This window comes from Microcoleus sp. Pol1C5 (assembly GCF_036701115.1).
GTDB lineage: Bacteria > Cyanobacteriota > Cyanobacteriia > Cyanobacteriales > Microcoleaceae > Microcoleus.
In genome coordinates this window covers 12,530-33,966 of sequence record NZ_JAUBQE010000033.1, presented here as the reverse complement: position 1 = coordinate 33,966, position 21,437 = coordinate 12,530, and the positions used below count along the sequence as shown (strand labels likewise).

15 protein-coding genes and 2 pseudogenes are annotated in these 21,437 nt (G+C 44.0%); 9 read left to right on the top strand and 8 right to left on the bottom strand.

Going from position 1 to position 21,437, the window contains the following annotated elements; all coding sequences use genetic code 11:
• Positions 1–66: 66 nt before the first annotated feature.
• Positions 67–570, bottom strand: a complete 504-nt coding sequence (locus QUA23_RS18775) for a chemotaxis protein CheW (RefSeq protein ID WP_333075863.1) — start codon at positions 568–570, stop codon at positions 67–69.
• 257 nt (positions 571–827) lie between these two features.
• Positions 828–1,193 carry a response regulator gene (locus tag QUA23_RS18770; RefSeq protein ID WP_333062848.1) on the bottom strand — a complete coding sequence of 122 codons (366 nt, stop codon included), beginning with the start codon at positions 1,191–1,193 and terminating at the stop codon, positions 828–830.
• Between the two features lie 931 nt (positions 1,194–2,124).
• Between QUA23_RS18770 and QUA23_RS18765 the strand changes: the two genes are divergently transcribed.
• Positions 2,125–2,859: a phosphoadenylyl-sulfate reductase gene (locus tag QUA23_RS18765; protein ID WP_333075865.1), complete on the top strand. Its 735-nt coding sequence runs from the start codon at positions 2,125–2,127 to the stop codon at positions 2,857–2,859.
• A gap of 303 nt (positions 2,860–3,162) precedes the next feature.
• Positions 3,163–4,095, top strand: coding sequence for a class II fructose-bisphosphate aldolase (locus QUA23_RS18760; RefSeq protein ID WP_333075866.1), 933 nt, complete (start codon positions 3,163–3,165; stop codon positions 4,093–4,095).
• Between the two features lie 94 nt (positions 4,096–4,189).
• Here the strand turns inward: QUA23_RS18760 and QUA23_RS18750 are convergent.
• Positions 4,190–5,028, bottom strand: a pseudogene (locus QUA23_RS18750) (Uma2 family endonuclease).
• Between the two features lie 161 nt (positions 5,029–5,189).
• On the opposite strand from QUA23_RS18750, the gene QUA23_RS18745 reads away from it, so the two are divergent.
• Together QUA23_RS18745 and QUA23_RS18740 are read left to right on the top strand one after the other, a co-directional pair.
• Positions 5,190–7,400, top strand: coding sequence for a Tex family protein (locus tag QUA23_RS18745; protein WP_333075871.1), 2,211 nt, complete (start codon positions 5,190–5,192; stop codon positions 7,398–7,400).
• 90 nt (positions 7,401–7,490) lie between these two features.
• Entirely contained in the window at positions 7,491–8,063 is a 573-nt protein-coding gene (locus QUA23_RS18740) for a Uma2 family endonuclease (protein ID WP_333075873.1), read from the top strand.
• A 298-nt stretch (positions 8,064–8,361) separates the two neighbouring features.
• Here QUA23_RS18740 and QUA23_RS18735 read toward each other — a convergent pair whose 3' ends face one another.
• Entirely contained in the window at positions 8,362–9,441 is a 1,080-nt protein-coding gene (locus QUA23_RS18735; protein WP_333075874.1) for a PIN/TRAM domain-containing protein, read from the bottom strand.
• A 375-nt stretch (positions 9,442–9,816) separates the two neighbouring features.
• Here QUA23_RS18735 and hemW point away from each other — a divergent pair, with 375 nt between their 5' ends.
• From hemW to QUA23_RS18720, 3 genes are all read left to right on the top strand, one after another.
• On the top strand, positions 9,817–11,160 hold the full coding sequence (gene hemW, locus QUA23_RS18730; RefSeq protein ID WP_333075875.1) for a radical SAM family heme chaperone HemW: 1,344 nt from the start codon (positions 9,817–9,819) through the stop codon (positions 11,158–11,160).
• Between the two features lie 227 nt (positions 11,161–11,387).
• Entirely contained in the window at positions 11,388–11,648 is a 261-nt protein-coding gene (locus tag QUA23_RS18725; RefSeq protein WP_333075877.1) for a hypothetical protein, read from the top strand.
• Between the two features lie 101 nt (positions 11,649–11,749).
• Positions 11,750–12,022: a DUF1830 domain-containing protein gene (locus QUA23_RS18720; protein WP_333075879.1), complete on the top strand. Its 273-nt coding sequence runs from the start codon at positions 11,750–11,752 to the stop codon at positions 12,020–12,022.
• Positions 12,023–12,167: 145 nt separating this feature from the next.
• Here QUA23_RS18720 and QUA23_RS31080 read toward each other — a convergent pair whose 3' ends face one another.
• On the bottom strand, positions 12,168–12,443 hold the full coding sequence (locus QUA23_RS31080) for a transposase (RefSeq protein WP_445243504.1): 276 nt from the start codon (positions 12,441–12,443) through the stop codon (positions 12,168–12,170).
• A 39-nt stretch (positions 12,444–12,482) separates the two neighbouring features.
• Positions 12,483–12,830 (bottom strand): hypothetical protein, encoded by a 348-nt coding sequence (locus QUA23_RS18715; RefSeq protein ID WP_333075881.1) that lies wholly within the window; start codon positions 12,828–12,830, stop codon positions 12,483–12,485.
• A 240-nt stretch (positions 12,831–13,070) separates the two neighbouring features.
• Between QUA23_RS18715 and QUA23_RS18710 the strand changes: the two genes are divergently transcribed.
• Entirely contained in the window at positions 13,071–17,258 is a 4,188-nt protein-coding gene (locus QUA23_RS18710) for an NACHT domain-containing protein (protein WP_333075882.1), read from the top strand.
• Between the two features lie 415 nt (positions 17,259–17,673).
• Positions 17,674–19,239 carry an FAD-dependent oxidoreductase gene (locus QUA23_RS18705; RefSeq protein WP_333075884.1) on the top strand — a complete coding sequence of 522 codons (1,566 nt, stop codon included), beginning with the start codon at positions 17,674–17,676 and terminating at the stop codon, positions 19,237–19,239.
• 101 nt (positions 19,240–19,340) lie between these two features.
• On the opposite strand, the pseudogene QUA23_RS18700 reads toward QUA23_RS18705, so the two are convergent.
• Positions 19,341–20,405 (bottom strand): annotated as a pseudogene (locus QUA23_RS18700) (IS630 family transposase).
• Positions 20,406–20,486: 81 nt separating this feature from the next.
• Positions 20,487–21,356 (bottom strand): lipid kinase, encoded by an 870-nt coding sequence (locus tag QUA23_RS18695; RefSeq protein ID WP_333075885.1) that lies wholly within the window; start codon positions 21,354–21,356, stop codon positions 20,487–20,489.
• Between the last annotated feature and the right edge of the window lie 81 nt (positions 21,357–21,437).

The window sequence follows — 21,437 nt, the reverse complement described above, 5'->3', positions numbered from 1 at the left end:
TGCGGGCGATCGTTAGTTAAAATTATTGATGGAAAGCAGTTGTAGACTTACCTGTATGGTTGCTTTTTACCAGCGTTCGGAATGGGCGATCGCTTCTACATCGACAATCATTAGCAAGCGTCCTTCGGAATTGTACAGACCTTTTAAGAATGGAGCGAGATCGGGACTCACATCTAGTGCTGAGACAATGCGATCGGGATTGAGAGGTAAAACTCCTTCGACGCGGGAGACGGCTAATCCCAGGCTGATTCTCGACAACAATCTCACGTCTCGTGGATCGGGGGCTTCTACAACTAAGATGCGGCTGTTTGGGTGGTGGATGTCAACCGACTCAATACCGACGAACAGTCCGAAGTCTGCTGCTGCTAAGATTTCGCCCCGCAAGTTGGTTAATCCCAGCAAAAATGGGAGGGTGTTGGGAACCAGGGAAATCGGTTGTTCATTGAGGGAAAGAACTTCCCGCACTGCATCTAAGTCTATGGCGAACAGACTGCCTCCTTGACCGAACAGGAGAAATTGCTTTGTTCCACTTGTCTGATTCCCCCCAGCCGGGGGAGCCGTTCTTTTCATGGCTTATTTTTAGTTTATAGTGTAGCTTACAAATTAGAATTTTGCTTTGACCCTAAAGCCGATCGCCGATCGAGTTTTTCTGAATAACTTTGGGCGCCTCAAATGTTTCCCTTAAATAAATCCCGGCTGGGCAAATAAGCAGATTTCTATCATTAAATATAAACTTTTAGGTAATTCAAAAACCCAGTTTATTAAAAAAAAACGGGGTTTGTCGGTATAAGGTTTTTTGGAAAGCTGCGGATGACTTTATATTCGGATTACGCCGAAAGCAGACGCTGCACTATGTGGACCAGTTGCTGAGGTTCAAAGGGTTTGCTAACGTAAGCGTCGGCGCCTAAATCGGTTCCCCAAGCTTTATCGATCTCGGTGTTTTTATGAGTACAAAATACTACGGGCAATTTGGCAGTTGCGCGATCGCCCCGCAATTCTCTGATCACTTCAAACCCGTTCATTCGTGGCATCACTACATCTAAAACGACCAAAGCCGGAGGGGTTTTGCGGATCATGGCGATCGCTTCTTCGCCGTCACCTGCCCGGATCACATCCAGTCCGGCATCTTGAAGAATGCGGCAGATGATTTCTAGTTCGGTCTTAACGTCGTCCACTACTAAAATTTTTGACATGATTCCACACTTCCTTGCTGTTATTGACACCGGACTACGTTTATTTAGAAGCTGGCGCGACCGGCGGCGATGGGACTAGACCGCTTTGCCGACAAATTAATGTACTTCCAAATATAATATAGCCGATCGTATAGCTGAAGGTTAGCTGTCAGCGATAAAAAACGATCAAAATTTACTTTGCTAAAGGAATCATCCTGAATAAATTAATCGGTAATTAGTAATTGATCGTCGGTAAATCGCGGTTTGGAAACCAACAGGTCTTAGTAGAAGGAGCGATGGGAAGACCAAAGCCGGATTTTATATGATATTGTTTTAGCTTTATTCCACTCACCTAGGTTAGAGCATTGCCTGAAAAATACAGAGTAATTTTTTTATTGGCGCTCTTAACAGCTATTCAAAAGGAGTAATAGCGATATTATTACTGGTGTTCAAATATTTTTTGAGTTTAAAAAACAGCAAAATATCGCTTAGTAAGCGCTATCTTTTTATAAATTATACAAGTCAAAATTGAGGATTGTAACAATGACATTTATTAAAAAATTTTGTTGTCTATGATTTATAATTTGGGGGCAAATTCAATGGACCGCCCGGCAGTCCTATTTTACGCAGTAGAAAAGTATTGGGTTCGTCAGAACTACTGCCAGCCGGCGATCGCCATTCTTGAGCTTGATTGTGGACCGAGCCGAAAAGACTGCTGCAAGATGCGGTCAATCGATTTTAGATTTTAGATTTTAGGTTTCAGAATTGAAGAAGCGCTCACACTGATAAATCATGGGGCTGGTGATTAGCAGTCGGAGCTTTTTTCTCGCTTCACGGATGAATCCGGCGGTCCCGGACGAAATTGCTTGATGGTAAAATTAGTCGGTGAGGGAGACACGGCGATCGGCTATAATAAAGGGCTAGAGGAAAAGAACACCGAAAACCCGAAAATATGGTTGCCATCCAAAGAAATCTCAACATTGCCGCGCTAGAAGCAGAATACAGTCAAAAAACACCGCGAGACATTCTCAAATTTGCCCTAGAAAATTTTGACAATATCTCCATTTCTTTCAGCGGGGCTGAAGATGTAGTTCTGATCGATCTTGCCTCAAAAATCACGAAGAATTTCCGCGTTTTTACCCTAGACACCGGACGATTGCACTCTGAAACTTATCAGTTTTTGGATCAAGTCAGAAAACATTACGGCATTAAATTAGAAGTAATGTTTCCCGATGCTGCTGAAGTACAAGCCCTAGTAGAAGAAAAGGGATTGTTTAGTTTTTATCAAGACGGTCACAAAGAATGCTGCGGCGTGCGGAAAGTCAAGCCGCTGCGCCGCAAACTGAATACTCTCGATGCTTGGATTACTGGTCAGCGGAAAGACCAAAGTCCCAGTACCCGCAACGGTATTCCAGTTATTGAAGTTGACACTGCATTCTCCACTCCCGACCATGAATTAATTAAATTCAACCCCTTAGCAAACTGGTCTTCGGCAGAGGTTTGGGAATACATTCGCGCTTTGGAGGTGCCTTACAACAAGTTGCACGAACGCGGTTTTGTAAGTATTGGTTGCGAACCTTGTACGAAGCCGATATTGCCGAACCAACACGAACGCGAAGGTCGCTGGTGGTGGGAAGAAGCGACCGTAAAAGAATGCGGTTTGCACGCTGGTAACGCACAAACTTAGTAAGTAAATCACTTAAGGAGTAAGGTGCGCTAGGCTCACCAAACAAATAGTAGGGTGCGCTAGGCGCACCTTGCCCAAAAATAAATGCACTTCACATACATAAATGCTAGCCGAAGAATTCGCAATTAAAATAAACACAAATTAAGCTGAGCTTGCCCTTAAACTTTGATAGAACGATCGACATTCATAATAAATGCTAGCCGAAGAATTCGCAATTAAAATAAACACAAATTAAGCTGAGCTTGCCCTTAAACTTTGATAGAATAATCAACATTCAGAAAAGTTTTTAAAGTTAGGTACTATATGCTCGCCTCAACTAGCGAATTGCTGAACACGGCATTGAGAAATGGTTATGCGATCGGCGCTTTTAACGTCTACAACCTCGAAGGAGTAAAAGCCGTCATCAATGCGGCCGAAGCGCTGCACAGTCCTGCTATACTGCAACTTCACCCCAGCGCCCTCCAATACGGAAAATCGCCTTTAGTCGCACTGTGCATGGAAGCGGCCCGCAAATCTCTAGTGCCGATCGCAGTACACTTAGATCACAGCACCTCAGAAAAAGACATTCACCTCGGCCTAGGTGCGGGCATTAAATCAATTATGGCAGACGGTTCTTTTTTACCCTACGAACAAAACTTAATATTTAGCCGGGAAATGACTAAATTAGCCCACGCTAACGGTGCGGCAGTTGAAGCAGAAATCGGCAGAATTAGTGGCAGGGAAGACGGTTTGACAATCGATGAGAAGGCCGCAAGGATGACAGATCCCGTAGCAGCAGTAGAGTTTATCAAAGAAACTAAGGTGGATTTTTTAGCCGTAACAATTGGTAACGTTCACGGCAAATATTTAAGCGAACCAAAACTAGATTTTCCGCGTCTGGCAAAAATCCGGGCTGCTGTTTCAGTGCCGTTAGTGATGCACGGTGCTAGCGGTTTGCCGGAATCAATGATTCATCAATGTATTCAATTCGGGGTATCGAAGTTCAATGTGAATACAGAAGTTCGCGAAGCTTATATGGACGTGTTAAAAAGTAGCATTTCTTTGTCAGATCCGGATTTGTTGGAAATAATGGAAAAATCTATCAATGCCATGCGATGGGTCATTTCTGACAAACTGCAACTTTTCGGTTCTGTCGGTAAAGCTTATTTGCATCACTCTCCTTACGCGGATGACTTGACCGCAAAGAATACCAGCAACAAACAAGTCACAACAAATCAAGTTTTGATCCAATGTTAAAGCCTGTGTATAGTGAGGCTTTCAGTCTTCTGGGGAAGTAAAAAAACAAAAGTCCTGACTGCGAACCCGTTTTTAGTCAGGACTTCAGTCCTCTCTAAATGTTTAAAAATCGATCGGGATCGATGCCAGATTCCCGCAGCCGCCGAATTAAAGACTGCAATTGAGCTTCCGCTGACTCGGCCCCCTGCCGTTGCTGTTCCGCTTCAGTCAGAATCCAATTGCCATCAACATCATACCAGCGCAGCCACAGTTGATCGATTCCCTGAAACTCTCCTTGCCACGAACCCAAGCCCAAACTTAGGTCAGGAATCCACACTCGCGACTCAGGCAACTCTAATTCTTGATAGTGTCCGCCCTTCAATTCAAACACTCGCAATTTGTTAATATAGCAACTGAAAACGGCATAAATAGGAACCCGCAAAATTTGCTCGTAAACCTCCCATTTTCTAGGCGGTTCCTCCTTTTCTCGGCCTCCAAAACTTGCCAGTTACCCGCAGTGTTTCCCGACTGAGGTAACAACTTTTCTTCATGGGTATTGTCGCCTAAATCTTCTTTTTCTGTTCCCGGCGAAAGCAGTTCTACAATTACAAAAGGATTCACGCCTTCCTGCCAAGTAACGTAACTCATCCGCAGTTCGGAGCGATCGTAAAGTCGGGGAACTGCCACAACTGCAAACCAATCCGGTCGCTTGTGCCACAGAGTGTGATGCACGTCATAATAAAGGTTCATGTCGGTGCCGCTAAATATCTCAGAAGCCGGATAATTCCGAGGTCGAAACGTCAGGCTCAACAACTGCGGCTGCAAATCGTGAAATTCGTCAGTCAAACCAGGTCCCGCCGGGTCTTCGCTGGGTAAATCGTACATCGTCGGCAGCGTTTCTCGGGGCGATCGCGGCGGATCGGTTTGTGGCACAGGATATTTAAAAGGCAACATATAATATTGAGAAATGACTGCATTTATGCTAACATCATTTTAATACTTGCAGGAGGAGTGCCAACACCCTGTAAAACGTTTATTTCAAACTTTTCTTCCTCTCTTTTGTGAAGTAAATCTAACCTTTTAAATCTCAATCGACCGATCCGAAATTCTGCACTATGATCGACATTCCTCAACTGATTGCTCAAGAACTTTCCATTAATCTGTCTCAAGTCAATAATGCTCTGGAACTTTTCGCAGAGGGAGCAACAATTCCGTTTATTGCCCGCTACCGCAAAGAACGCACGGATTTGCTGAATGAAATTCAGTTGCGGGATATATCAGATCGCTTCACCTATCTGACGGAAATTGAAGAGCGCAAAAAGTCAATTTTAGATACGATTAGCTCTCAGGGGAAACTCACTGAAGAACTGCAAGCAAAAATCGAATCGTGTTTGCAAAAAAATGAACTCGAAGACCTTTATCTGCCTTACAAACCCAAGCGGCGGACGCGAGCCACAATTGCTAGGGAAAAAGGTTTGGAACCGCTGGCAGAATTTATCAAATCTCTGAACTTACCGACGGCTAAACCAGCAGACTTTGAGGCGGAAGCAGCTAAATACATTTCGGAAGAAAAGGGAGTGAAAACAGCAGAAGAAGCTCTCAAAGGTGCTGCGGATATTTTGGCGGAAGCGGTTTCGGAAAAAGCCGAATTGCGGGCTTATTTGCGAGAATTTTTGATGAAAACAGGAGTTTTTGTCTCGAAAATAAAAGATGATTTCCCGGAAGGAAGCACTAAATTTGAAATGTACCGCAATTATCAAGTTGCAGCGAGAAGCGTTCAGTCGCACAATATGTTAGCCCTGTTTCGCGGGGAAACGGAAGGAGTCTTAGATTTGGAACTGGCGTTTGATGAATCCGCAGTGATGGCTTATTTGGAAGGTCAGGAAATTAGAACTAGGATACCGGAAGTTAAAGAGTTTTATCGATCAACCTTGAAGGATGCCTTCAACCGACTGATGAAGACTTCGTTAATTACAGAAGTACGATCGCACAATAAAGCCGTTGCTGATATCGAGTCCATCGCCACTTTTGAAACCAACCTCCGCGAGTTGCTGCTGTCGGCGCCGGCGGGCATGAAACCCACATTGGCGATCGATCCGGGATTTCGCACGGGCTGCAAAGTTTCCGCCCTCGATGAAACCGGGCAATTTTTAGAATATCAAGCAATTTTTCCCCACCAAGCGGCTGCTCAGCGACAGCAAGCTGGTAAAATTGTCAAGCATTTAATTGAAAAATATAAAATTGAATTAATCGCGATCGGCAACGGTACAGCTTCCCGGGAAACAGATGAATTTGTTTCGGAAGTTTTGGCAGAAATGGACAGGAAACCGATTAAAGTCATGGTGAATGAATCCGGTGCATCGATTTATTCAGCAAGCGAAGTGGCGATCGCCGAATTTCCCGATCTCGACATCACCGTTCGTGGCGCAGTCAGCATCGGACGGCGCTTGCAAGACCCCCTCGCCGAACTCGTGAAAATCGACCCGAAATCAATAGGAGTCGGTCAATACCAGCACGACGTTGACCAAAAATTGCTCAAAAAGAAACTCGACGAAACAGTCGAAAGCTGCGTTAATTATGTCGGAGTTGATTTAAACACAGCTTCCAAAGAACTGCTGACATTTGTGTCAGGAATGACGGCAACAGTTGCCAAAAATATCGTCAATTACCGCAACGAAAACGGCGCATTTAAAAATCGCCGTCAACTTCTGAAAGTTCCCAAACTCGGGCCAAAAGCTTTTGAACAAGCAGCCGGGTTTCTCCGCATTCGCGGCGGCGAAAACCCCCTCGACAATACAGCAGTTCATCCCGAAAGTTATCCTGTAGTGCAGGCGATCGCCAAGGATTTAGACTTGCCGCTGACAGGAATAACACAAATATCGGAAAAAATCAAGACTGTAAACATCAAAAAATATGTCACAGAAAAAGTCGGTGAGCCAACACTCCGAGACATTATTTCGGAACTAGAAAAACCGGGAAGAGACCCGCGCGCCGAGTTTAAATATGCCACTTTCCAGGCAGGAATCAAAGAAATATCCGATTTGCAAGTTGGGATGGAATTAGAAGGCATAATCACGAATGTAGCTAACTTTGGAGCCTTTGTTGATGTGGGAGTACACCAAGACGGTTTGGTTCACATTTCTCAATTAGCCGATCGCTTTGTAGATGACCCCAAACAGATTGTTAAAGTCGGACAAGTGGTGAAAGTGAGGGTTTTGGAGGTGAATGAGAAGTTAAAGCGGGTTAGTTTGACGATGAAGCTGCAAGAAAAACCGCAACCGCAAAATGGCAATAGTGCGAGGCTTCCGGCCCCGCGCCGACGTTAAAAGTTTGGGGGAAAGGTGAAAAAGGGCGATGGCGTCCCGCCCCGCAAGCTACCGCTATAATTGTGTAATCCTCACCCACCTCAAAATTATATGGTTGCAAGTAAAAGCGACACCTACGTCTCTCCTGAAGATTATTTAGCAGCCGAGAAAGTCAGTTCGATCAAACACGAGTACAGACACGGTGAAGTCTATGCAATGGCAGGTGCAAGCAAAGCTCATGTCATCATTAGTCTCAATGCAGCAACTTTGCTGAGAAATCACCTTCGGGGAAGTGGCTGTATACCTTACGTGGCAGACATAAAAGTTCGGATTGAGGCAGCAAATTGTTATTACTATCCCGATGTAGCGGTGACTTGCGATGAACGAGACAGAAATACTGCTGAAGATTTCATTCGCTATCCGCGCTTAATTGTGGAAGTTTTATCGCCGACAACAGCGGCTTTTGACAGAGGCGATAAATTTGCTGATTACCGCACTTCTGAAAGTTTGCAAGAGTATGTGTTAATCAATCAAGAAAGAGTTAGTGTAGAATGTTTTCGCCGGAATGCAGAGGGTTTGTGGGTGCTTTATCCTTACACTCAAGGACAAGAAGTTCAGTTTGCTAGCGTTAATTTTAGCTGTGCGATCGAGACATTCTATGAAGATGCGATCGAGATTGGTTGATTTTAATTACTCCTGAATCACTGATATTGATATGATTGAACCGCGAAGACGCGAAGGACGCGAAGGAAGAGAAAAGAAAAGAAGGACAAGCTGGTAATTGCTATTTTTTCTTCCTAGCTTTCCAAGTGCCGCCGTAGAAGTAAAAAGGATTGTTTTTACTTACCGATTCCCAACATTTAAGACACAAAAAAAACCACTGCCCCGACTCGTCATACCGGGCGCGGTAGAGAGTCGGGGCAGATTGGGAACAGCGATCGCAATATTTGATTCTGATTGCCCTGGCCATTGTTACTCTGTTTCAAACAATAACGGACTCTTGAGGGCGGGCGAATATCATGCGGCCGGCGCTGGTTTGCAGGGCGCTGGTGACTACGACTCGGGCTTCGCCGCCGACATAGCTGCTTCCTGCTTCTACGACAACCATTGTGCCGTCATCCAAGTAACCGATTCCCTGAGAGGGTTCTTTGCCTTCTTTGCGGATTTTTAGTTCGATCGTATCTCCCGGCAAATAAGTCGGGCGCACCGCATGAGTCAAATCGTTGATATTCAAAACCGGCAGTTTTTGGACGGTAGCTACTTTCGACAAGTTGTAATCGTTGGTGAGCAAAATGCCGTCGATATCCAAAGCGAACCGGACTAATTTAGCATCGACTGTGGCAATATCTTCGTAGTCAGCCGAGTGAATTTGAATGCGTTCTGGATATGTTTCTTTGATGCGGTTGAGTACATCTAAGCCGCGGCGCCCGCGCACTCGCTTTTGGTCGTTGGCGGAATCAGCTATCAGTTGCAGTTCTTGAAGTATGAATTGCGGGATAATAATTTGACCTTCGAGGAAACCTGTTTCTAACAGGTTTTCAATCCGACCGTCAATAATGCAGCTAGTATCGACAACTTTGGCAGAGGCTGGTTTGAATGTTCCTTCGGCTACCAACACCGTGTCTAAGCTTTTGGGGTTGATCAGCCGCAAGAAAGCGCGGCCGTGGGTGTCGGTCAAACTGACGCCTGTGAAGCCGAACATGACGCTACCCAAGACGGCAACTAGAGGTTTGATGAAGCCGAACTCGCGGGGAATTGGCAGCAGGAATAGCGGAGCCAGCATTAAGTTCGCTACTAGAAGTCCGATGATTAAGCCGATCGCCCGCGTCAGTAACATCTCCACTGGCATATCGCGAACTTGTTTTTCCAGCCGGCGGTAGGTTGTTTGAGCCACTAATCCCATCACGAAGCCGATTAATGCTCCAAAGGAACCTAGTACAGAACTTAAACCTTGTATATTTGTAACTTGCAGCAGTAGATTGCTCGGCAGGAGTTCGACTCCGTAATAGCCGATGCCTCCGCCTGCGATTATGAATGAGATTATTATGATTGCGTCTAGCATTAGTTCTAGGTTAATGAATTTATTCCTATTATATCTTTCCAGTGCTGATACTTGTTTTCATGCTTTGGTCGGATCTCGCTATATCTACTCAAGGATTCTCATAAACTTATATTTCGGGGTTGTACCCTCTGAGAGATGTGCGATCGAGCATATCGGCACTTACCACGCCGGACCGAAAGCAGGCACGAGGTGCGAATAAACCGCCCTGCGGGCTGTTCGGGAATTGTGACGGAACGAAACTGGTACGAGGTTAAATTACAAGAGCCGATCGTTCGCAGCGCTTTTTTGGTAAGCAAATGTCATAATATACATAATTATTCATGATGGTTTAATTAAAACTTTAGATTTGAAGTTGCGCTTTTGGCTTGAAATGTAATGAACCCTACCACAGATTATTTAACATTTGAATTAAAAAAAAGTGTGCAAGCGACAAATCCCAGCATTCCCACTTCGGCTTACCTGCACATACCTTTTTGTCGCCGCCGCTGTTACTACTGCGATTTTCCGGTTTTTGTGGTGGGCGATCGCAAAAATGGCGATAATTCCGGCACAATTGTGCAATATGTTGCCGTACTCTGTCAAGAAATTCAAGAAACAAAAAATTTAGGCGCATCCCTGAAAACAGTTTTTTTTGGTGGCGGCACGCCTTCGCTGCTTTCAGTGAGTCAGTTGAGCAATATTTTGGAGACTCTCGACGGCAAATTTGGGATTGCTGCTGGGGCGGAAATTTCTATAGAAATAGACCCGGGTACGTTTACTTTAGAACAGTTGCGGGGATATGCAGCGGCGGGAGTAAATAGAGTTAGTTTGGGAGTGCAAGCTTTTCAGGATGAATTGCTGCAAGCTTGTGGACGATCGCACTCGGTAGCAGAAATTTTTGAAGCAGTAGAAATAGTGAGATCGGCTGGTATTGTCAATTTCAGTTTAGACCTGATTTCGGGACTGCCGCACCAAACTTTAGAACAGTGGGAAGCTTCCCTGAAATCGGCGGTGGAAATTAGCCCGACTCATCTGTCGAGTTACGACTTAATTGTTGAGCAGGGAACTGCTTTCGCGCGCTACTTTGAAGCAGGCGCACAGCCACTGCCTGCAGATGACACCGCTGCTCAAATGTACCGTTTAGCAAGAGAAATTCTGACGGGGGCTGGCTACGAACATTACGAAATTTCTAATTACGCTCGATCGGGCTATCAGTGCCGCCACAACCGCGTTTATTGGGAAAATCGCCCTTATTACGGTTTGGGAATGGGGGCGGCGAGTTACGTGGAAGGCCGGAGGTTGACCAGGCCTCGCAAAACTCAAGAATATTATCAGTGGGTGCGATCAAATTCTAGCCTCAATTCCCCTGCTACTCCTCAAATTGGCGGGGAAACCCAGCAGGAAATTTACCCAGCAGTTGAGCAAAATTTTCAAGTTTCAGAAAATGACGTTTTGTTAGAAACGCTGATGCTAGGTTTGCGTTTAACAGAAGGAGTTAGCCTGTCGGCGCTGACTGAGAAGTTTACTCAACAAACGGTTGACAAAATTTGGCGTTGTTTGCAGCCCTACTGGCGACAAGGATGGGTGGAAATTATCAGTGCGGATGGGGCGATTGCAACTTTAGGCGATGACGGGAAACTGCCACTTTCGGGCAATTTGAGGTTGAGCGATCCCGAAGGTTTTTTATTTTCTAATACAATTCTAGCCGATTTGTTCAGCAAGTTAGGCGACGATAATTAGCTCTGTCTGAGGAAGTATACCTCCAGGCAAGGGCGAGCTTTGCTAAAGCCGGGGCCGCCAATGCGACCAGAAATCAATTTAATTGCTCCCTAGCTTTATGTTGTCAAAAATAACCTATTTTCTATCGATCCCTAAACAAATCTTAAAGGCGAACTAAGCCTTGAGATAGACGCAACGACTGTACTCCAGCCGTCATACTTAAAACTGAACATTTAAAAAGTAATTTAATGAACACTTTAACTGTCGAGCGCAACCAAACCCAAAACCAGCCCTGCCTTGTAATCAGCGATCGTGGCTGCAATCCGGCTTCCAAGTGTAATTTTTGCGGTCACTACCAACAGGCAAGAGGTTCAGTTGGTCACTGTCAATTGTTGAACGCACCTGTTAGGGGAGGATGGAAATCTTGCGCTTTAGCAATGCCGGCTTTTGCACCTTCTTGGGAATACCTGGAAGGCGCGGATGTTTCTCCGGCGAAATTTATTAATTAACCAAAACAATGTAAAAAAAATATGTTTTAACTGGTAATATGCTATATTAAGTTTAGGTCTGTCGCCGATCGCCCGCACAATTGCACAAACAAGTTAAAAAGATGAATTTGACACTAAATCAGGTAATTTCCGAAGGTGATACGCGCATTTTGTGTTGGTATCTTAATAATACTAGCAAAGTGCAAATCGCTCGCATTACAAATATTCCTAATTGGTATTTTGAGCGGACAGTGTTTCCGGGGGAACGTTTTTTGTTTGAAGCGCTGCCGGAAGCTCAGTTAGAAGTTTGCAGAAGTGCGGATACGGGTGTTATAGTGTGCGAGCGAATTTTGTGCGATCGGCTGCGAGTGGAAGAATTAAGCACGGCTGATTGAAGATAATTTTTTAGACTTACCCACGAGAGGTAGAAACCCGGTTTTTTTTCATAAACCGGGTTTCTCTGTATGAGGATAAAAACTCGGTTCGCGATCGCACTTGCGACATCATAAACCCGGTTTCTTCGTATATTTCTCGTTACTTCTACCAATTAACTAGGAAGTTGCACTTACATATAGCCTCAAGGATATAATCCCAACCACAAAGAGATAAAATATCTTCGATTATCAGAGATTTGATAATTACATCCACCTTTTGTTTAAGTTTATCTAAACTAGAATAGTTTTCCCATTTTATGTCTCGTTTTACATATTCCCACAATCTCTCAATTGGATTTAACTCGGGACTAGAGGCCGGCAGATATAGAGAGTATTTGACATCGGGTAATTCAGGACTTATGCAGCTTGCAAACCATAACACTACCTATGGAGATGCTGCGTAAGTCCCGAAGAGAAAGGTTTAGGCCCAGAGATTAGGCTTCCATTGATTGCGGATAGCATCAACCAAAAGTCCTTCGGGGTTCCGCACCGTTCCCCGCTGCTGATTTTCTGCAACAACCGCCATTGCATCCCGTACCACCTCAACGCTGGTATTGAAAAGCAACTTTTTGAGCGAGGGATTCAATTGGAATCCGGCTGCTTTTACTTCTTGCAAAATGGTATTATGGCGATCGCTTGCGGGAACTGGTTGAGTCTTGGGAGAATTCGGATCGGCCTGAGCTAAGGTCATTAGACGATCGAGGCGATCCACACCGTAAGAATCAGCAAAGTCTTTAGCTACCTGTATGTAGTTAATCAGTGATGTCATATTTAAACCCTCTTGTTCTTTAACTTACTGAACCCAGAGTAATCTCCACTTAGTACCCCAAGCCTAGAGGGGCTCACTAAAGCCTGAAAGTCCTATAAACTCTGGCTATGTAGCTTGGGAAGCGTTTGGGTCTACCCCAAACGTTTTTTTTATAAATTCCTTAGAATGGGTATATGCAGTTTGGGGTAGGCTTGGGTTAACCCAAACCAGTTCAGAAAACTTCTGTAAGTAATTAAATCTATGGGACGGACGGATAACTGGGGAGAGGAGCCGCTGAAGCGGGCGAAGCATCTAATAAAGTTTCTAGTGTCTTATAACAATCACAGTCGGAACCATTTGTTCGTAGAGCCGCGAAATCAAAACAGTGATCGCCCTGAGTTAGAGGTAAGGACAACTCTGTTGGATCTGGCATGGCTGCTTTACCCTGAACGCATCAATTCAAATCGTGACCCCAAGGCAAAGGAAGAAAAATCTGAAATTCAGAGTACAATTGACCGCCTCAAAGAATTAGAAATTGTGCGGGAGAACAGCTCGCCTGGTGAAAAAAGCAAGGGGATACGGAGATTCACGTTTATCCTTTGGCACGCAAGTAATGTAGAGCATAATCGGAGACAGTTGGAGTTGGCCTGGGGAAACCGCCCCAAATCAGAAAAGTCTAAAACTGACAAAACCGCATCAGTAAGCATTCCACCGAAATCTGATGTTGCTAAAAAAGAACTAGCTCCACAACTTGATTCCACGATACAAACTTATCTTTCTAAATCTTTTACTGCTGATAAATTTGCTGAATTAGATCAAGCTGGCGAACCGGAAACAGGTGGAGAGCGTCGCACAGAGCTCCAACAAGTTTTTATTGACCTTGAGGTAAAACTTTGTGAGAGGATAAACCCCCTTGATTGGAGTCTAGAAAAATTTGCACAGTCAGGGAGTAGAGTTTCTTTACTTGATCGTGATGACTTCTTCGTTGAGGGAAGTGGTAATTCTTCTGCAATGAAATGTCTCCTTAAGGAGAAATGGCTGAAAGTGGTAATTATTGGTGGCCCTGGTCAGGGCAAGTCCACTTTAGGACAGCAAGTTGCTCAAGTGTATCGTGCCAAATGGCTCGGTAGATCTTATGATTTTGCGGAGCAGATTAAAGTTAAACGCATTCCTTTTCGAGTTGTACTGAAGTATTTTGCCCAGTGGCTGGCTAACAGACCTAATTCTGAGCCTAATTCTGATAGTCTAGAAGCTTATCTAGCTAAGGACATGGGCGATATGGCTTTGCAACCAGGGGATATATCTCCTAAAGATATCCAAGAGATTTTTCAGTGTAAAGAATGCCTCCTGATTTTAGATGGCTTGGATGAGGTTGTAGATCCTAAATTACAAGAGCGAATGCTTCAACGCATTTATAGTTTTCTCGATTGGGCCGAACATTTAAATGTTAACCTAAAAGTCGTAACGACTTCCCGCCCCAATATATACGAAAACCAATTTGACCCTAAAAGCTTTCTACATTTGGAATTATTACCTCTGTCATCGAAGCAGGTCAAAAAATATGCTGAAAAGTGGGTAGAGACAAGAAATTTGCGTAAAGAAGAACGAGATAGGATAATTCGTACACTAGCAGAATGTCAGCAAGATGGAAGGATATATACCTTATTAAAAACTCCCTTACAAGTAACTATCATCTTACTGATTATCAAAAATGGTGGTCGTCCCCCAGGCGAAAGAGAAGAGTTATTCGATAAATATTGGGATACCATACTTAAACGAGAAAAAAGTAAGGACAAGGATATTATCAAGAGTGATGAGACTACCTTGCTAAATCTTCATGCCTACTTCGGTTATTTACTACACTGTCGTGCTTCTAATCAAAACGTTCAATCTCTTTTGTCCGAAGAAGAATTCAAGGAATCAATCTTTAAGTTTTTGCGCAAAAGAGATAGTCAATCATCGCAAAAAAATATTAATTTAAGAGTAAAGCAGTTTATCACCGATGCCAAAGACAGACTGGTATTAATTGTTTCACCTCAACCCGGCTTATTTGGATTTGAATTACGTTCTTTTCAAGAGTTTTTTGCCGCAGTTTACTTATTTAAGAAACGAGAACGTTTTGAAAATTTGAAGTCTATTGTTTGTTCGCAACACTGGCGCTATGTTGCTTTGTTCCTAGCGGGTCGCATTGTTCGCGAATTGGGGGGTGACGAGGCAGATGGTATTGTTAGATCTGTCTGTCGTGAAGTAGATAAACCTAGAGATGGAGAAGTTGCAAATCACTACTTACGACCTGGCTCAGGATTTGCTCTAGAGGTCGCAGCCGATGGGTCTTTCAGTAAGGAATGCCGTGACCTTCAGCGTGAAGCTATTGAGTATGGTCTAGAGGTTTTGGAAACAGGGCTAACAGAGGGACAGCAGCATAAACTAAGTTCCTTGACAGCGCAACTGTCTGAAAGAGACAAGCGCGACCTTCTCCGCCCAGCTCTAGAAGGTAAACTTAGCTCGAAGGATTTACCAGAAACCTGTTGGGAAGTTTCTTTAAATCTCTATGGTCAGCATTTTGGGTCAACAAAATTCTTTCAGAAGAAAATTGATGCTTTGCTTGAAATTCAACAGAAAAATTTTGTGCGTTGTGCATTGAACCTGGCGCTGCGCTATGAATCTGAACCTTCATGGATGGTCGAGCGACTCCAAAGTCACTGGTCATACGGGAAAAAAGAAATACATTCGGTATTTTTCCCTCCACACAAATATGCTGAAAAATTGTTGAAGGCTTGGGATATTTCTCAAGCTGAAGCTACAGAACTAGCTCAAACAATTTTTGATAGTCCTTGGAGCTATGAGCCTTTGCATTCTACTAAGGAAATTGTATGGAATTGGCCAGAACCCAAGACACTTTCGGAGCAATTAATACTAATGTTGAGGTGTCTCCGTATAATAGCCTTCCTTAGAATTAAAGTACGTAGGAACCGCTTAGACATCAGGATAGATGAGGGCGATGCTGTCCTTTCATCTGCAATACGTAGGCAAACAAGAGAGAACTATCAATCATCTGTTCTCTTTGTTCCTGATGATACTGCTGAAACTGTGGAGCGTCTGTTGCAGCATTCGGAGTTAATACCAGAACTTCGAGTAAGTTTGGAAACAATTTTATTGCAAATTAATAAGCCTAATCAAGCAAATGGATCTAGCTTTATTGAGAGTATCCGTTCAATTGAACAAAGCGTAGAACTTTTAAGAAATTTTTTGTTCTATTCTGGCTTAAGAGAAACCTGGCCTCTTTTAGCTCTAGCTGTCGAGCGACAAAAAGTTAAAGGGCAGGATGCTGTGAATCGGTTGCTACCCTTCTTGGATGGTGAGACTCAGATATCTATTGCTGACCAAGTAGTAGAGACAATTCAAGAGTATTTTAAACAATCAGATGAGACGCAAAAACAACTATTTTTCATGGCACTACGAGAGCAAATTGGATTAGATGAAATCTTACCTGGATTAAAGCAGTTTGCCGAACCTATGGATCTAACTGTTGACGAGTTGGTAGCAGCATACATTACCGTTTACTCTGGCTATGGGTATCCAGGTTCTCAGCAAAATGAATATACGATTGACCAAATTAAAAAGTTACTGACTACTGCCACAGAGGCCATAAAACAGGGTGATAAACCAAAGAGACCGTTGGGGTTTATCTTTGAATTCCCGTGGCCCTCTGATTTAGCTGTAATAGGACAAGCACGACAACTCTTAGAAGTAATTCTTGACAATTACTCGGAATCTTCAGAATTTTCGATTACCGAGCTAAGTGCTACTCTCTTCCTCAAGTTGTTGGTTTATGACACTCATATACAAGAAATAGCACCTCGTTTGTTTACAATTATGCCACTTACTAAACTTTTTGAATTTAGAATACCTAGGCCTCTTCGTCCTATTTCCGGTAAATTTTATCCCAAATATCTATCCGTACTGCAATCGTTAACGCAGCACGAGGAAGAAGCTGTGCGTGTAGGAAGCGCACTTCTTTTGAAAGCTGTTATAGACTCAATAGATGGCTATCCTGGCTATAGAAAAACCGCATTTAAAGGGTTAAAATCTATTCGGGTAGATTCAAGTTTAGGAATGAGTTTTATTAATGACGACGACAGCAAACGTCGTCTGATAGGTATTACTCTTCTTACTTTGTCCTCAAACTATCCGGTTGAGGATGTCAATTACCGACATCTAATCTGGGATAACTTAAAGCAACCCAAAACAGATGAAGAAGAGGCGGCTTGGAATCAATTATTACAAGAAATTGTGATGCCAGAGGAGAAATATCCTATGTGGCGTAAACTGCTAGAAGGAATTCTCGCAAAACCCTCGTTTTATAGCAGCTCAGTATTAAGTGCAGCGATGGAGCGATATCAAGAGATTGCTAAGACTGCCGGTATTACAATTCCTGAGATTGAATAGAAAATATTGGGATTGTTGTAAGGACTTATAGGAGTCATTTGGGATCTAGAGTGAGCTTAGGCGCCACTAATTTTTTCACCCTTAGCCTCACAAAACAAAGGTTAATTTTTGTTGTAGCATGAGCTAAAGTTATTTCAAAATTTTTAACGAGACTTTTACACCTTTCCATCCAAGAATTAATTCTTTCGATTCCCCATCTGGCTTTTACAGGTACAAACCCTGCCCAGCCTTTTTGGCTGGGGTGGTGACAACCCGCCTGAAACTCTGAGGGAGTAAAGATTTAGTCAACTTATGCTAAAAAAAGATAGGTAGAAAGCGGGTTTCTCACCACCCCATGCGTAAGCCCTGAAACTGTCGGAAATGTTGATCTAAGCTAAATTATAAAAAATCAACCACTGTTTAATACTAAAACCCGATGTCCCTCACCGAAAAAATCCTCTCCCAACTGCCAGCAGATGCCCTCGGAGGCCTGAGAAAAGTCGATCGACTCTGGGAAAACCTCAAACAAAACACCGCACCAGCACCCCAAGCAATCAAACACAGCCAACAACCCCTCGAAACCCTCGACTTCGACATAGTTATCGGCGGCGGAACCCTAGGAATATTAATCGGTACAGCCTTAGCCGTGCGGGGTTGGCGAGTAGCCCTGCTCGAACGCGGCATCCTGCGAGGACGCGAGCAAGAATGGAATATTTCTCGCAAAGAATTAGACGTATTCTTAGAACTAAATTTGCTCTCTGTTGAAGAGATAGAAAAGGCGATCGCCACCGAATATAACCCAGCCCGAATCAGCTTTGCAAACACCCCCGACATCTGGGTGCGGGACGTACTCAACATCGGAATCGACCCAGTGTACCTCCTAGAAACCCTCAAGCAGCGATTCCTCCAAGCTGGAGGAAAGCTATTTGAAAATACACCATTTAAAACAGCAACCATTCACCCGGATGGAGTCTTGTTAGAATCTGCAAATACCGATACACAACCTGCTACAAACTTATTTAAAACCAGATTATTATTAGACGCAATGGGGCATTTTTCGCCTATTGTGCGCCAAGCAAGACAAGGCAAAAAACCCGACGCCGTATGTTTAGTAGTCGGCAGTTGCGCTCAAGGATACCCCAAAAACGACACTGGCGATATATTTGCATCCTTCACCCCTATGCAAAATCAGTGCCAATATTTTTGGGAAGCATTTCCAGCCAGAGACGGCCGCACCACCTACTTATTTACATACATAGACGCCGACACAGAAAGATTCAGTTTAGAAACATTATTTGAAGAGTATTTGCGCTTGCTTCCCCAATATCAAAACGTCGAACTCGAACAGTTAAAATTCCAAAGAGCACTTTACGGATTCTTCCCCTGCTATCGCCAAAGTCCTCTAAAAATGCCTTGGAATCGCATACTCCCAGTCGGAGATAGCAGTGGTAGCCAATCTCCCCTCAGCTTCGGCGGTTTCGGCGCAATGGTACGGCACCTCAAACGCTTGACTCTAGGAATTGACGAAGCTTTGACAAGCGACAGTTTCGACAAGAATTCCCTCGCACTTTTGCAACCCTATCAGCCGAATCTATCAGTTACCTGGTTGTTTCAGCGTTCGATGAGTGCTGCGATGAATCAAAAAATAGACCCCCATCAAATCAATCAACTTTTGGCAGCCGTATTTCAGGTAATGGAAGAGTTGGGAGAACCCGTACTCAAACCATTTCTTCAGGATATCGTGCTGTTTCCGGCTTTGTCACAAACCCTGTTTAAAACAGCAGTTAGCCATCCCGGATTAGTTATGAAAATTATCCCGCAGGTTGGAATAGCTAATTTGCTCGATTGGATGGTTCATTATGTGAATTTAGGAATTTATACGGGATTGCTGCCTTTGGGGAAAGCCGTAGAACCGCAGGTAAAAAATTTAGCACCGCAGCAGCAATACTATTTGCACCGATTAGTTGAAGCATGGCAATATGGCGCTGGAGGCGATTATTAAGTGAACAGCCTCTCCGGCCTCTTGCACAAGAAAATTACTCGTTACCATGCTGGAGCCTGGGAACCAGTTAACTGATATCATGTCCGGTCGATTAACCATGATTAAACTTTTGCCTCCGGCCACCAATAGAAATGAGTCAAACCACTGATTAACTGTTTGAGATTTAACAGTTTTTGACATCGCTCAAATAACACTGCTTCTAATTCATCCAAGCTCTTAAAACAGCGATTGGCTATCGGTTCATTTGTCAGGGGCCATAACCTTTCTGCTGGTTGGAGTTGGGGTGAGTGTGAAGGTAGACAATACAAATGTATGCCGTCGGGGATTTTCACGTTTTCACGCTCAGTGCCATCCGGCTCCATCTACAACTAAAACGACTCTTTTTTTCGGTCCTACTTTCCAATGTCTGACAAAATCTTCTAAAACTCGCTCGAAAAGCTGGCTGTTGACAAATGGCAGTATCCACCAATATGTTTCTCCCGTACTCGGATGTACGAAACCATATAACCACAACCATTGAAACCGCCAGTTAACAACAGCCGTAGCATTACTAAACTCATCCACCCATTCCCGCCTCAAAACTGGTTTCAATCAAGCAACGATGTTCGTCCATTGACCAGACTTCTACGTCGCTTTCTAGGTTCTCCTTCTTGATTTTCAAGACGAACTGACCCAGATTTTTTTTTCCATTCCTCTTGTTCGAGAAGATCTGATTCCTGATGTTCCGGGCGAGGAACTCTCAATCGAAACTTCATGGACTTGAGATATTCCCACCCTCTTTGACGACAGACTTTTTCACCCTTGAGTTCACTCATCCAGTCGGCCACTTTACGACCATTCCACAGCCCGCCATCGGGAGGTGGCTGCTGTAAGACTTGCCACAATTGAGCTTGTTCCACATCATTCAGCAGAGGGTCACGATCTGTATTTTGGCAACGCTGATCTCCGAGGGACTCAGGGCCTAAATGATTGTATCCCCCGACTAATTCATAAATCCAACCACGACTATAACCTGTCACTGCCATCACTTCGGCGGTGGTTTTTCCGCTCGCTAACAGCCAAATAATCTGGTAATGATGAGCCTGGGTGGTTGTTTGAGCTTGACGGAAACGAGCTTGTAGCTCTTCTGGACTCAGATGAGGTGCGAGCGTAATTCGTTTTGGCATTCTTTATTTGATGGGGGTGGTGTTCCTCCCGATCATATCATGGTTAATCGACCGGACATGATATGATATATTAATTATGAGTTATAAAGGAGCTATAACTGCTAAAGCTTGGGGAATTACTCGGAATTTTGCAGGTGTGTGAGTTGTGATTTCACCGTCAGTATTAATCGGACGGCGTTTGCTAGTATTAACCTCAAATTCTTGAGCGTGCAAGGCGCGAACGTTAGGCCAACTGGTATGATTTCCTTGCCTCATAGCTGGCAGCAAAGCAATGATTTCCCACCATTTTTTTATTTCCAAACTGTATAAATCTAGTCGCTTGTCGTCGATTGTGGCATCTTCGGCAACTGTCATGCCACCGCCGTAGTAGCGGCCGTTGCCAATGGCAATTTGAATAGTTTTTACATTAAAAGATTGATTTTTTACCTTAATTTCTGCTCGGAACGGTCGCGCTGACAAAATTGTCTGCAAAGCAGTAAAAGCATAAGCTAAAACTCCCCAGCGCTGCTTTACGTCTTTAGTCAACCGCTGGGTAATTTCCACGCTCAATCCCAAACTTGCCACATTAAAAAAATACTTGCCGTTCACCCAACCCAAGTCTATGAGCCGAACTTTACCGCTGGCGATTACTTGACAAGCTGCGGGTAAATCTGTAGGAATTCCCAGAGTGCGGGCTAGGTCGTTAGCAGTTCCCATCGGCAATATACCCAAGGGTAACTTGGTGTCTGTCAAACCTTCTATGGCAGCGTTGAGAGTGCCGTCGCCACCGCCGATTATTACTAATTCAACTCGATTTTGGTAGCGGCGAATTGTGTCGGGAAGTTCGTGGGCATGGTCGGTAGATTCTACCATTAACTCAAAACCCAGTGCTTCTAATTCTACAGTGGCTTGAGATAATAGCTTTTGCCCTTTTCGGGAGTGGTGGTTTACTAGAAGTAGAGCTTTCTTCATTTGTTGATTTTTAATTAGGAAGATTGCGTATTTTAAATTACAAAAAGTATAGCTTGATGCCTTAACTGCATGAAATTAATG